Source organism: Bradyrhizobium sp. USDA 241 (assembly GCF_049739505.1).
GTDB lineage: Bacteria > Pseudomonadota > Alphaproteobacteria > Rhizobiales > Xanthobacteraceae > Bradyrhizobium > Bradyrhizobium liaoningense.
Map to the genome: position 1 here is coordinate 1,797,153 of NZ_JBMGPZ010000005.1, position 13,119 is coordinate 1,810,271.

Annotated in this window: 13 protein-coding genes; all 13 read left to right on the top strand. The window is 65.0% G+C overall.

Going from position 1 to position 13,119, the window contains the following annotated elements; translation table 11 throughout:
- Window positions 1-27 precede the first annotated feature (27 nt).
- The 13 genes from ABIF91_RS30415 (at window position 28) to ABIF91_RS30475 (ending at window position 13,117) form a co-directional block, all read left to right on the top strand.
- Window positions 28-930 (top strand): branched-chain amino acid ABC transporter permease, encoded by a 903-nt coding sequence (locus ABIF91_RS30415; protein WP_028177170.1) that lies wholly within the window; start codon window positions 28-30, stop codon window positions 928-930.
- Window positions 927-1,946, top strand: coding sequence for a branched-chain amino acid ABC transporter permease (locus tag ABIF91_RS30420; RefSeq protein ID WP_028177169.1), 1,020 nt, complete (start codon window positions 927-929; stop codon window positions 1,944-1,946). Before ABIF91_RS30415 ends, ABIF91_RS30420 begins: the two co-directional genes overlap by 4 nt.
- 2 nt (window positions 1,947-1,948) lie before the next feature.
- Entirely contained in the window at window positions 1,949-2,704 is a 756-nt protein-coding gene (locus ABIF91_RS30425; protein WP_028177168.1) for an ABC transporter ATP-binding protein, read from the top strand.
- A complete protein-coding gene (locus ABIF91_RS30430; protein WP_028177167.1) occupies window positions 2,701-3,414 on the top strand; it encodes an ABC transporter ATP-binding protein in 714 nt (237 codons plus the stop codon). Before ABIF91_RS30425 ends, ABIF91_RS30430 begins: the two co-directional genes overlap by 4 nt.
- A 166-nt stretch (window positions 3,415-3,580) precedes the next feature.
- Window positions 3,581-3,799: a hypothetical protein gene (locus tag ABIF91_RS30435; RefSeq protein ID WP_028177166.1), complete on the top strand. Its 219-nt coding sequence runs from the start codon at window positions 3,581-3,583 to the stop codon at window positions 3,797-3,799.
- A 110-nt stretch (window positions 3,800-3,909) separates the two neighbouring features.
- Window positions 3,910-4,968, top strand: coding sequence for a YeiH family protein (locus ABIF91_RS30440; protein ID WP_028177165.1), 1,059 nt, complete (start codon window positions 3,910-3,912; stop codon window positions 4,966-4,968).
- Between the two features lie 124 nt (window positions 4,969-5,092).
- Window positions 5,093-6,265: a fumarylacetoacetate hydrolase family protein gene (locus ABIF91_RS30445; protein ID WP_028177164.1), complete on the top strand. Its 1,173-nt coding sequence runs from the start codon at window positions 5,093-5,095 to the stop codon at window positions 6,263-6,265.
- Between the two features lie 559 nt (window positions 6,266-6,824).
- Entirely contained in the window at window positions 6,825-7,790 is a 966-nt protein-coding gene (ytfQ, locus tag ABIF91_RS30450; RefSeq protein WP_028177163.1) for a galactofuranose ABC transporter, galactofuranose-binding protein YtfQ, read from the top strand.
- 120 nt (window positions 7,791-7,910) lie between these two features.
- Window positions 7,911-9,455: a sugar ABC transporter ATP-binding protein gene (locus ABIF91_RS30455; protein WP_028177162.1), complete on the top strand. Its 1,545-nt coding sequence runs from the start codon at window positions 7,911-7,913 to the stop codon at window positions 9,453-9,455.
- A complete protein-coding gene (locus ABIF91_RS30460) occupies window positions 9,452-10,444 on the top strand; it encodes an ABC transporter permease (protein ID WP_028177161.1) in 993 nt (330 codons plus the stop codon). The genes ABIF91_RS30455 and ABIF91_RS30460 overlap by 4 nt, the downstream gene beginning before the upstream one ends.
- Complete coding sequence (gene yjfF / locus ABIF91_RS30465; protein ID WP_028177160.1) at window positions 10,441-11,421, top strand: galactofuranose ABC transporter, permease protein YjfF; 981 nt, start codon at window positions 10,441-10,443, stop codon at window positions 11,419-11,421. Before ABIF91_RS30460 ends, yjfF begins: the two co-directional genes overlap by 4 nt.
- Complete coding sequence (locus ABIF91_RS30470; protein ID WP_035669732.1) at window positions 11,418-12,194, top strand: FadR/GntR family transcriptional regulator; 777 nt, start codon at window positions 11,418-11,420, stop codon at window positions 12,192-12,194. Before yjfF ends, ABIF91_RS30470 begins: the two co-directional genes overlap by 4 nt.
- The gene (locus ABIF91_RS30475; protein ID WP_028177159.1) at window positions 12,191-13,117 is read left to right on the top strand and encodes a Gfo/Idh/MocA family protein; all 927 of its coding nucleotides are present in this window, start codon (window positions 12,191-12,193) and stop codon (window positions 13,115-13,117) included. The genes ABIF91_RS30470 and ABIF91_RS30475 overlap by 4 nt, the downstream gene beginning before the upstream one ends.
- The last annotated feature ends 2 nt before the right edge of the window (window positions 13,118-13,119 follow it).

Consider the following 13,119-nt stretch of genomic DNA (forward strand, 5'->3'; position numbering starts at 1 on the left):
CAGGCGCGTCGCAATGAAAGTGCTCCCGTGGATCTCGATGCGCTTGCCGGCTGTCTCTCCAGTTCCGCGTGCCTGGTGACGCAAACCACCAGCGGCCTCATCATAGGCATGCTGCTGTTCCTCGTCGCCGTCGGGCTGACGCTGATCTTCGGCGTGCTCAAGGTGGTCAATTTCAGCCACGGCGCCTTCTACATGTTCGGCGCCTATTTCGCGATGACGGCCTATCAGCTCACCGACAGTTTTGCGCTGGCGATGCTCGCGGGCGCGGCCGGCACCGCGGTCCTCGGCCTCATCTTCGAGCGTGTCTTCATGAGCCGCGTCTATGGCGCCGACGTCTTGATGCAGCTCCTCGTCTGCTACGCCTTCGTGCTGATCTTCGACGACGTCGTGCGCATCATCTGGGGGCCCGAGTTCAAGGCGATGGGCATGCCGGCGGCCTTCCAGGTGATGCCGCTGTTCATCGCCGGCGGCGTGGTGCCGCCTTACTATCTGCTGCTGATCGGTGTCGCGCTTCTCGCCGCCATCGTGCTCGGCATCGGCCTGTCGCGCAGCCGCATCGGCAAGGTGATCCGCGCAGCCGCACATAACCCCGGCATGGTGTCCGCGCTCGGCATCAACACCGGCCTGATCTATGGCGGCGTGTTTGCGCTTGGCGGCATGCTGGCGGGCCTTGCCGGGGCGCTCGCAGCGCCGGTGCGCTCGCTGACTCCCGGCATGGGCTTCTCGGTGTTGATCGAGTCTTTCATCGTCACGGTGATCGGCGGCATGGGCTCGATCCTGGGCGCGCTGATCGGCGCGCTGCTGCTCGGCCTGATCCGTTCCTTCGGGTCGCTCGGGTTTCCCCTTTTCACGGAAGGCCTGATGTATCTGTTCATGGTGATCGTGCTGGTCTCAAAGCCCACCGGCCTGTTCGGCAAGGAGGCGGCATGACCGAGCTGGAGGCCGGACGCGCGCAAGCGGTGGTGTCGGTGCGCAGCGGCGCCGTGCTGCAACGCTACCGCGACGTGCTGATCGCGCTGATCGCTTTTGCCGTGCTGGCGAGCCTGCCATTGTTCACCGGCAGCAAGGCGCTGCTCGATTTCGTCATCCGCTGCTCGGCCTATGGTCTGTTCGCGACCTCGCTTAACCTCCTGGTCGGCTACACCGGCCTGACCTCGTTCGGGCACGGCATGTTCTTCGGCCTTGGTGCCTACAGCTTCGGCCTGATCATGCAGAAGCTCGGTGTGCCGATTCCGGTGGCTTTCGTCGCGACATTGGCCGTCACGGCGGTCTTCGCGGCAGTCATCGGTGCGATCTGCGTGCGGCTGAAGGAGATCTATTTCGCCTTCGTCACGCTCGCCTTCCAGATGCTGATACACTCGACCATCCTGTCCTGGGCCTCGTTCACTGGTGGCGATCAGGGCCTGCGCGGCGGCATCCCGCGGCCCGTCTTTCTCGGCATCGATCTGTCCAATCATGTCCATCTCTATGTCACGAGCTGCGCGCTGCTCATCCTCGGCCTGCTCGCGATGCGCCAGATCGCACAATCGCCGTTCGGCTACACGCTGCGCATGATCCGCGACAACGCCGCGCGCGCGAGCTTTCTCGGCATCGACGTCTGGCGCGCCAAGCTCACCGTGTTCGTGCTGGCCGCGCTGTTCGCGTCGATGGGCGGCATGGTGATGGCGCTGTTCGTGTCGGGAGCCTATCCGGAGTTCGCCTATTGGACGATCTCGGGGGAGGGCATCTTCATCAACATGCTCGGCGGCGTCTCGACGTTCCTCGGCCCGATGGTCGGCACCGTGTTGCTTCTGCTGCTCAACGATACCGTCACGCGGTTCACCGAATACCACGGCATCGTGCTTGGGGTCGTCATCCTGTTTTTCGCGCTCGGTTTGCGCAAGGGCCTGCTGGATTTCGTCGCCGAATGGTTTTCGCACCGGCGTGATGCAGGCAAGGGGCGCTAACGATGCTCGAGATCCGCAACCTCTCGAAGTCGTTTGGCGGCGTGAAGGCGACCAACGACGTCTCGCTCGACTTCCCCGACGGCTCGCTCACGGCCGTGATCGGCCCGAACGGCGCCGGCAAGAGCACCTTCTTCAACCTGATCACCGGCGCCTTGAGCCCGGATTCGGGTCAGGTCTTGCTCGACGGGGTCGATCTCGCCGGCCGCTCGCCGCCGGAGATCGTGCGGCACGGTATCGGTCGCGCCTTCCAGGTTGCCAGCATCTTCAAATCGCTCACCGTGCAGGAGACGATGCTGGCGGCGGTCAGCGCCGATCAACGCTCCTCCGCGGTGCTGCACAAGCGCTTCCCGCTACCCGAGACGCGCGACCGCGCCGAACATGTGATGGAGCTGCTGGGTTTGGCGAGCAAGCGTCATCGCACGGCGGCGACGCTGTCGCATGGCGACCAGAAGCTGCTCGACATTGCGCTCGCGCTCGTGCTCGAACCGAAGGTGCTGCTGCTGGACGAGCCGACCGCCGGGATGGGACCGGAGGAGCGCTGGCGCATGATCGACAAGGTGCGCGAGCTCTGGGAGACCCAGAAGATCACCGTCGTCTTCATCGAGCACGACATGGACATCGTGTTCAAGATCGCACCCAAGATCGTCGTGCTGTGCTACGGCCGCATCCTCGCGACCGGCACGCCCGACGAAATCCGCAACAACAGCGCCGTGATCGACGCCTATCTCGGCACCGAGCATGCGGGAGCGGTGGCATGAGCACCGCCGTCATCGAAGTCGCTGATCTCGATGTCTACTACGGCACCAGCCAGATCCTGTTCGGCGTCGGCCTGTCGGTGCGGCAGGGCGAGACCATGGCGCTGCTCGGCCGCAATGGCGCCGGCAAGTCGACGACGATGAAGGCGATCATGGGGTTGGCGCCGCCGCGGCGGGGCAGGGTGAGCCTGCGCGGTACCGTGATCTCCGGCATGAAGCCGTACACCATCGCGCGCGCCGGCCTCGGCTTCGTGCCGGAGGACCGCCAGATCTTTCCGGAGCACACGGTCGAAGACAATCTCATCATCGGGAAGAAGAAGGGACCGGACGGTCAGGACGAATGGCCGATCAAGCGCATCTACGATGTCTTTCCGCTCCTGGAGCCGCTGCGCCATCGCATCGCCGGGCGCCTCTCCGGCGGTGAGCAGCAGATGCTGGCGATCGCGCGCACGCTGATGGGCAATCCGGCGCTGCTGCTGCTGGACGAGCCGAGCGAGGGCCTCGCGCCGATCATCGTGCAGCGGATCGGCGAACTGTTGCGGCAACTCCGGCAGCTCGGATCGACCGTGCTGATCGCCGAGCAGAACATGCATTTCTGCCTGGGGCTGGCGAGCCACGCCACCGTCATCGACAAGGGCCAGATCGTCTATGCCGCCGGAATTGACGAGTTGAAGGCCAACGAGGCGATCCGCCGCCGCTATCTGGCCCTGTAAGTCGGGCGCCGGTGTCCAAATAGGCCGGAAGAAGAAAACTATTGTCCTGAGGTTGTCGAACGGAAGGAGTTTTCCTTCGAGAGGGCAAAAACGCCAATCGCTTCCATTGCCGTTTGGGGCCGAAACGACGACATTCTCATCAGAATTTGATGGATTGGCCAGAGCCATGGAACGTACCGGATTTGAACCCTTCGGCGAGCAGTTGGTGTCCGCGACGGACACCCAGCCGGGGTCACGTACGTCGAAGCTCTTGCTGCGTGTCGGCACCGGACTGTTCTGGTCGCTGGTTGCGGGTATCGTGCTTGCCCGCGCCGCCTTCTTCGAGCCCGGCGTCTATGACGGCTTCAGCCGCGTCGCTTCCCTCGCCAAGAGCCTGATCTTCTGAGGCTGGTTGTCCGGGCTGAGGATAGAACTCCCCTCGGGCCTGATATGTCGAAAACTTATTTCCCTCCTGGGCCCGGCTGCGTATAAATCTTTCTCCTCAGGGAGAAATTTGTGTCGCAGAATCAAGCATCCAGCCCGGCCGACGCCAAGCCGGCCACAGCCGCGAGCCGCATTGCGGCGCTGATTCCCGGCATTCTCCTTTGCATTCTGATCGCCGGCGTCTCCGCCCTGCTGGAGCGCGCCGAGCTGGGTATGTTCGAGCATCCCTATGTCGAAGCGCTCGTCATGGCGATCCTGCTCGGCATGGCGCTCCGCAGCTTCTGGAAGCCGGCGCCCCGGTGGCAGACCGGGATCGCATTCAGCGCAAAACAGCTGCTCGAGGTCGCGGTCATGCTGCTGGGAGCCTCGATCAGCTTCGCCGCGATCGCCGCCTCGGGCATCGCGCTCCTCCTTTCGATCGCGGCCGTCGTCGTGATCGCGCTATGTGTCTCCTTCGGCCTCAGCCGTCTGTTAGGTCTGTCGACACGCCTGTCGATCCTGATAGCCTGCGGCAACTCGATCTGCGGCAATTCGGCGATTGCTGCCGTGGCGCCGATCATCGGCGCCAACAACGAGGAGATCGCATCTTCGATCTCCTTCACAGCCATCCTCGGCGTGATGATGGTGCTTGGCCTGCCGCTCCTGATCCCGCTGCTGCAATTGTCGGCCACGCAATACGGCATCCTTGCGGGCCTCACGGTCTATGCGGTGCCGCAGGTGCTGGCCGCAACGGTGCCGGCCGGTCTCGTCTCGACCCAGATCGGCACGCTGGTGAAATTGATGCGCGTCCTGATGCTCGGGCCCGTCGTCGTCGGCCTTTCCCTCATTGCCTCGCGCTGGCAGAGCGATGCCAAGAAGACCAATGTCGGCTTCTTCCGCCTGGTCCCGTGGTTCATCCTCGGCTTTCTCGTGCTCGCGACCCTGCGTTCGCTGGAGATCGTGCCGGCGACGGTGGTCGGCCCCGTGACGAAGATCACTGGTTTTCTCACCGTGGTGTCGATGGCCGCACTCGGCCTAGGCGTCGACGTCCGTGTGCTGGCCAATGTCGGAGGCAGGGTGACGGCCGCCGTCACGCTCTCGCTGCTGCTGTTGCTGGGCATCAGCCTCGCGCTGGTGCATTGGTTTAAGTGATTGGAGCAGGACGCGGCCTCGCTGCCGCTCTGGACTTCCCCCGCCAGACGTTTATTGGTCTTCGCCAATGCGATCGGCCGTCTTCGAGCGCGGCCGGTCCTTAGAAACAGCGAGGACGCCGGCCATGACCACATTGACTGTGAAGGATCTTCTCCCCGAGGATGGCACGCGGGGAACATTGGCCGGCCGCGTCTGGCTGCCGCAGGTCAATGGTCCGGCCGTGGTCGCCGTGCGGGGCGACGGCGTGTTCGATGTCACCGCGAGATTCCCGACCATCAGCGCGCTCTGCGAAGAAGACAATCCCGCCCAGGCGCTTGCTGCGGCCAAGGGTGAACGCATCGGCGATCTCGAAGCAATTGTTGCCAACACGGCACCCGACGGGCGTGACCCGAAAAAGCCGTGGTTGCTTGCACCGGTCGATCTCCAGACATTGAAGGCTGCGGGCGTCACCTTCGCCATCTCGATGCTGGAGCGCGTCATCGAGGAGCGGGCCAAGGGTAATCCGGCTTCGGCCGAGGCGATCCGCAAAGAAGTCACACGGCTGATCGGCGACGATCTGTCCAAGCTCAAGCCGGGCTCGGACCAGGCGATGCACCTGAAACAGGTGCTGATCGATCAGAACGCCTGGAGCCAGTATCTCGAGGTCGGCATCGGCCCCGACGCTGAAGTCTTCACCAAGGCGCCGACGCTGTCGTCGGTCGGCACCGGCATGGACGCCGGCCTGCATCCGAAATCGACCTGGAACAATCCCGAGCCGGAACTCGTGCTGTTCGTCTCCAGCCGCGGCAAGATCGTCGGGGGGGCGCTCGGTAATGACGTCAACCTGCGCGACTTCGAGGGCCGTTCGGCGCTGCTGCTGTCGAAGGCCAAGGACAACAACGCGTCCTGCGCAATCGGTCCGCTGCTGCGCCTGTTCGACGATACGTTCTCACTCGACGACGCGCGCAAGCTGGACATCAGTCTGAATGTCAGGGGCACGGACGGCTTCGTCCTCGACGGCCATTCCTCGATCAGCAAGATCAGCCGCGACCCGACCGATCTGGTCGCGCAGACCATCGGCAAGATCCATCAATACCCTGATGGCTTCGTGCTGTTCCTGGGAACGATGTTCGCACCGGTCAAGGATCGCGATGCGCCGGGGCAGGGGTTCACCCACAAGCGCGACGACATCGTCACGATCTCCGCGCCCCAGCTCGGCAAGCTCGTCAACCGCATGCGCACCAGCGACGAGTGCGAGCCGTGGACCTTTGGCATCGGCGCGCTGATGAAGAACCTGGCGCAACGGAAGCTGATCTAGTTTCTGCGCCTCTCACCGCCTGTGGGGAGAGGCCGGATTGTATGGAAGATGCGGCCCGGGTGAGGGGGACTCACCACGAGTCGATATAGTCGAGATACGCAGAGCCCTCGCGATACCGTCGTTGCGAGCGCAGCGAAGCAATCCAGAGTCTTTCCGCGGAGGGATTCTGGATTGCTTCGCTGCGCTCGCAATGACGCCGAGAGGCGCGAGCTTTTGTCCTTTACCTTTTGCGTGGAGGGAGCCCCTCAGCCGAGCCTTCTCCGTGCGAGCGAATCTCGTCGCGGCCCCGTAAGGACGGGGCAACGGAGCGCACCGTCGGTGTCGCAGCAGCTTCCATCATTTCCTTCATCTCCGCGTTGCATCTGCGGAACAAAATCGCTCTGCGCGTGTCATAGAACGGCCGCTTCGCCAAGCCGCGATCTCCGCTAAATAGTCAAATAATATGACTAGTCGGAACCAAACTTCCGTGAAATAGTGCCTCCCACCGGCTCAAAGCTCGGCTCACGGGTGCCATGCTACCGATCTGGCGCCCTAGAAAACATCTTGGGAGACACGCCTGATGACCCCTAAAGTCCTCTTTGCGGCCAGCGCCACGGCCGCCTTGTTGCTCGCGCTGCCAGCCAGCGCTGCCCAGCTCACCATCGGCTTCTCGCAGATCGGATCGGAGTCCGGCTGGCGCGCGGCCGAGACCTCGGTCTCCAAGCAGGAAGCCGCCAAGCGGAAGGTCAATCTCAAGATCGCCGACGCGCAGCAGAAGCAGGAGAACCAGATCAAGGCGATCCGCTCCTTCATCGCGCAGAACGTTGATGCGATCTTCCTCGCGCCCGTCGTTTCGACCGGCTGGGATTCGGTGCTGAAAGAAGCCAAGGAAGCCAAGATCCCGGTCGTGCTGCTCGATCGCGACATCGACCCCTCAGGCAAGGACCTCTATCTCACTGCTGTTACTTCGGACAGCGTGCATGAAGGCGCCGTTGCTGGCGACTGGCTCGCCAAGACGGTGGGGACGAAGGCCTGCAACATCGTCGAGTTGCAGGGCACGGTCGGCGCCAGCGTCGCAGCCAACCGCAAGAAGGGCTTTGACACCGCGATCGCCAAGCATGCGAACCTGAAGGTGGTGCGCAGCCAGACCGGTGACTTCACCCGCGCCAAGGGCAAGGAGGTGATGGAGAGCTTCATCAAGGCCGAAGGCGGCGGCAAGTCGATCTGCGCGGTCTACGCCCACAACGATGACATGATGGTCGGCGCGATCCAGGCCATGAAGGAAGCCGGCCTCAAGCCCGGCAAGGAAATCCTCACGGTCTCGATCGACGCAGTCCCCGACATCTTCAAGGCGATGGCCGCCGGCGAAGCCAACGCAACGGTCGAGCTGACCCCGAACATGGCCGGCCCCGCGCTCGATGCCATTGCGGCGTTCAAGGAGAAGGGCACGGTGCCGCCGAAATGGATCCAGACCGAGTCCAAGCTCTATACCGCGGCCGACGATCCGCAGAAGATCTACGACAGCAAGAAGGGCCTCGGTTACTGAGGCGGGCACGCCTCGCCGGGCTGCTTCTTGCGGCCTGGCGGTCCCCCTTCGAAACCGCTGCGCGAACGAATAGGCTGGGCATCCGCATCATAAGCGGACGCCGGTGGGAGTGACGTTGCGATGGAAAGCAGCCCCGATCCTGTTTCGCCGCTCCTTGACGTGCGCGGGATCAGCAAGAGCTTCGGCGCGGTGCGCGCGTTGCAGGAAGTCGATTTCACCCTGCGCGCCGGCGAGATCCATGCCCTGCTCGGAGAGAACGGCGCCGGCAAGTCCACGCTGATCAAGGTGATCACCGGCGTGTTTCCCCGCGATGCCGGCACTGTCAGGCTCGGTGGCGAAGAGGTCGTGCCGCGCTCGGCCAAGGCGGCGCTTGGCGCCGGCATCGCCACCGTCTACCAGGAGGTCAACCTGCTGCCGAACCTGTCGGTGGCGCAGAACCTGTTCCTCGACCGCCAGCCGATGCGCTTCGGCATCGTGCGCGAAGGCGAGATGCGCCGCCGCGCCAAGGCACTGCTTGCAGATTTCGGTCTCGATATCGATGTCGCCGCGCCGCTCGGCAACTATTCGGTGGCCATCCAGCACGTCACCGCGATCGCGCGCGCCGTCGATCTCTCCGCGCGCGTGCTGATCCTGGATGAACCCACCGCGAGCCTGGACCGCCATGAGGTCGAGGTTCTCTTCGGCATCATGCGCCAGCTCGCGCAGCGCGGCATCGGCATCGTCTTCGTCAGCCACTTCCTCGACCAGGTCTACGAGATCTCCGACCGCATCACGGTGCTGCGTAACGGCCGCCTGGTCGGCGAGCGTGAGACAGCTTCACTGCCGCGCCTCGAGCTGATTCGGATGATGCTCGGTCGCGAGCTTGCGGAGACCACCAGCGCGCGGGCTTCTGCCACCGAGCATAAGGCACGCGAGATCTGTGCGAGCTTCGAAGGTTACGGCAAGGCCGGTTACGTCGCGCCGTTCAATCTCGAGCTGCGCCATGGCGAGGTCGTCGGCCTTGCCGGACTGCTCGGCTCGGGCCGGACCGAGACGGCGCGGCTGGTGTTCGGCGCCGAACGCGCCGATCGCGGGCAGGCGAGGGTGGAAGGTGCACCAGTGCGGCTGCAGTCGCCGCGCGACGGTGTACGCCACGGTTTTGGCTATTGCCCGGAGGAACGCAAGACCGACGGCATTATTGCCGAACTCAGCGTGCGCGAGAATATCGTGCTCGCGCTCCAGGCCAAGCGCGGCCTGCATCGCCCGCTGTCGCGCCGCGAGCAGGACGAGATCGCGCGCCGCTACGTCAAGATGCTCGACATCCGCCCGCCTGATCCAAAACGTCCCGTTGGACTGCTCTCCGGCGGCAATCAGCAGAAGGTGTTGCTGGCGCGCTGGCTCGCGACGTCGCCGCGCCTGTTGGTGCTGGACGAGCCGACCCGCGGGATCGACGTCGGCGCGCATGCCGAGATCATCCGCCTGATCCGCGAGCTCTGCGACGATGGTCTGGCGCTGCTCGTGATCTCTTCCGAGCTCGACGAGATCGTGACCTATTCGGATCGCGTCGTGGTGCTGCGCGACCGCGCCCATGTCGAAGAGCTCGCGGGCGAGGCGATCGACGTCAGCAACATTCTCGCGGCGATCGCCGCCGATGACGCCGCGACTGCGCATGAGGGCCGGGCATGACCGCACTGTTGCCGCGCCGCGGCCTTGCCCAGGTCATGGCGTTGATCGTCATCCTGGCGGTCGATCGCATCGTATCGCCTCAGTTCTTCGACCTGCGCCTGCAGGACGGGCGGCTGTTCGGCAGCCTGATCGACGTGCTCAATCGCGGCACGCCCGTGGCGCTGCTCACGCTCGGCATGGTGCTGGTGATCGCGACGCGCGGTATCGATCTCTCAGTCGGCGCCGTCATGGCGATTTCGGGCGCCATCGCGGCGAGCCTCGCCGACAGCTACGGGCTGCCGATCGTGCTGGCGGCCGCGCTTGGCGCCGGACTCGTCTGCGGCTTGTGGAACGGCTTCCTCGTCGCCGTGCTCGGCATGCAGCCGATCGTGGCGACGCTGATCCTGATGGTGGCGGGACGCGGCATCGCCCAGCTCATCACCGAGGGGCGCATCGTCACCTTTTCCTCACCGGACCTGGTCTGGCTCGGCAATGGCTCGGTACTCGGCCTGCCGGTGCCGGTCGTGATTGCCCTGGGCATGCTGATCCTCACCGCCGCAGTGGTGCGCGGCTCGGCGCTCGGGCTGCTGATCGAGGCAACCGGCGGCAATGCGCGGGCGAGCGAGCTCGCCGGCGTCGGTACCCGCGCCATGATCCTTTCGGTCTACGTCTGGTGCGGCGTCTGCGCCGCGCTCGCCGGCGTGATCGCGGCGGCCGACATCATGGGTGCCGATGCCAACAATGCCGGCCTCTGGCTCGAGCTCGATGCCATTCTTGCGGTGGTGATCGGTGGCACCTCGCTGTTCGGCGGCCGTTTCAGCCTCGTGCTCGCCGTGTTGGGGGCGCTCATCATCCAGACCATGAATACTGGAATTTTGCTGTCGGGCTATCCGCCGGAGTTCAACCTGCTGGTCAAGGCGGTGGTGGTGCTCGCGGTGTTGCTGCTTCAATCGCCGAAACTGTCGGGGCTCGCCAGCATCGCTATGCGGCTGCGGAGGACCAAAGCATGAAAGGCCTGCCGCCCGTCCTCATCACGGCCATCGTGCTCGTTGCGGGCTTCGCGCTCTGCGCGATGCAGTTTCCCAATATCGCCTCGACGCGCGTGGTCGGGAATCTCCTCACCGACAACGCCTTCCTCGGAATCGTCGCGACCGGCATGACATTTGTGATCATCTCCGGCGGCATAGATCTTTCGGTCGGATCGGTGATCGGCTTCACCACCGTGTTCGTCGCGCTCGCGATCGAGCGCTGGGGCATGCCGCCGCTGGTCGCCTTCGTCGCCATTCTCGTGCTCTCGGCGGCCTTCGGTGCGGCGATGGGCGCGGTGATCCATGTCTTCGATTTGCCACCGTTCATCGTGACGCTTGCCGGCATGTTCCTGGCGCGCGGCGCGAGCTTCCTGCTCTCCACCGAATCGGTGCCGATCACCGCGCCGGTCTATTCCACCGTGTCGGACTTCGCGCTGCGGATGCCTGGCGGGGGGCGACTGACCGCGATCGCGATCATCATGCTCGTGATCGTGATCGGCGGCGCCTTGCTTCTGCATCTCACCCGGTTCGGCGCCAACGTCTATGCACTCGGCGGCAACCGGACCGCCGCAAGCCTGATGGGCGTTGCCGTCGGCAAGATGACGATCAAGATCTACATGCTGTCGAGCCTGCTCGCTGGCATCGCCGGCATCGTCTTCTCCTTCTACACCAGCGCCGGCTATTCGCTCTCCGCCGTCGGTGTCGAGCTCGACACCATCGCCGCCGTCGTGATCGGCGGCACGCTGCTCACGGGCGGCCAGGGCTCGGTGATCGGCACCTTCCTCGGCGTGCTGATCCAGGGCCTGATCCAGACCTACATCAATTTCGACGGCACCTTGTCGAGCTGGTGGACCAAGATCGCGACCGGCGTGCTACTGTTCGCCTTCATCGCCTTGCAGCAGGGACTGGTCGCGCTGGCGCGCCGGCCGGTGGTCAAGAGCGCAGGAGCGGCGTCATGACCTCGCGCATCCTCGTCATCCCGACGCGGCGGGCCCACTCCAACCATGCGGAGGTGGCCCGTTCGATCGGCGTCGACATCATCGCCGGCCGCTATGCGGAAGGCACGCGCCTGCCGGGCGATGCCGAGATGATCGCGATGTTCGGCGTGTCGCGGCCGGTGCTGCGGGAGAGCGTGAAGACGCTGGTCGCCAAGGGCCTGCTCACCACCAAGGCGCGGGTCGGGACCGTCGTGCGCGAGCGCGGCGCCTGGAACATGTTCGACGCTGATGTGCTGGCCTGGCACCTCGACGCCGGCATTGACAAGCGCTTCCTCAACGATCTCGCCGAGATCCGTCTTGCGGTCGAGCCGCGTGCGGCCATGCTCGCGGCGACGCGGCGGTCGGAGGAAGACCTTGCCGAGCTCCGGAGCAGCATGGAGCGCATGCGGCGTGAAGCGTCCGACTCGGTGGGCTTTGCCGATGCCGATCTCGCGCTTCACGTGGCCGTGGCGCGCGCCTCGGGCAATTTGTTCATGCGCTCGATCGGGCATGTCATCGAGGCCGCGCTGCGCGCGTCCTTCCTGCTCAGCGCCCCGGTTGAGCCGGAGGATCGCGATACCGTGCTGCTGTGGCACCAGAGGATCGTCGATGCCATCGCGGCCGGCGACGCCGATGCCGCCGCCGAAGCGATGGTCTTCGTCATTCACAATGGAATGCATCGCCACGAGGGTGCCGCGATCGAGACCGCGCCGGCCGAGGCGCTGCCGTCGGCGGATACTGGAGAACGAGCGTGACAGACCTTCGCATCGCCATCGTCGGCTTCGGCAAGATCGCGCGCGACCAGCATGTCGGCGCGATCGCCGCGGTGCCGGGCGCGACGCTGGCGGCCGTCGCCAGCCGCAACGCTTCGCTGCCGGAACTGCCGCATTTTGCCACCATCGAGGAATTGTTGGAGCAGGGGCCGCCGATCGACGCCGTCTCGCTCTGCACGCCGCCGCAGGTACGGCGCGCACAGGCCGCAGCAGCTCTCGCCGCCGGCAAGCATGTCATGCTGGAGAAGCCGCCGGGCACCGGCGTTGCCGAGCTCGATCCGTTGATCGCAATGGCGGTGGAGGCGAAGCGCACGCTGTTTGCGACTTGGCATTCGCGCCATGCGCCGGCGGTCGAGCCGGCGCGGCAATGGCTCGCCGAGCGTCGCATCGCCTCCGTGCAGATCAGCTGGAAGGAAGACGTCCGCGTCTGGCATCCCGGCCAGGCCTGGATCTGGGAGCCGGGCGGCCTCGGCGTGTTCGATCCCGGCATCAATGCGCTGTCGATCCTGACCAGGATTCTACCGAAGCCCGTGTTCGTCACCGCGGCCGAGCTGGCCTTCCCGGCCAATTGCCAGGCGCCGATCGCGGCGAACCTGACACTGACTGATATCAGCGGTCTGCCTGTGACCGCCGAGTTCGATTTTCGCCAGACCGGGCCGCAGAGCTGGGATATCGTCGTCGAAACGGATCGGGGCCGGATGACACTGTCCAGCGGAGGCGCGCGCATGGCCGTCGACGGCAAGGTGCTTGCCGAGGCGCCCGATGAGGAATATCGCGGGCTCTACCGGCGCTTCGTCGAACTCGCAGCGACCGGCGCGAGTGACGTGGACCTGACCCCGCTGCGTCTCGTCGCCGACGCCTTCCTGCTGGGCAAACGCACGATCGTCGAGCCATTTGTGGACTGAAC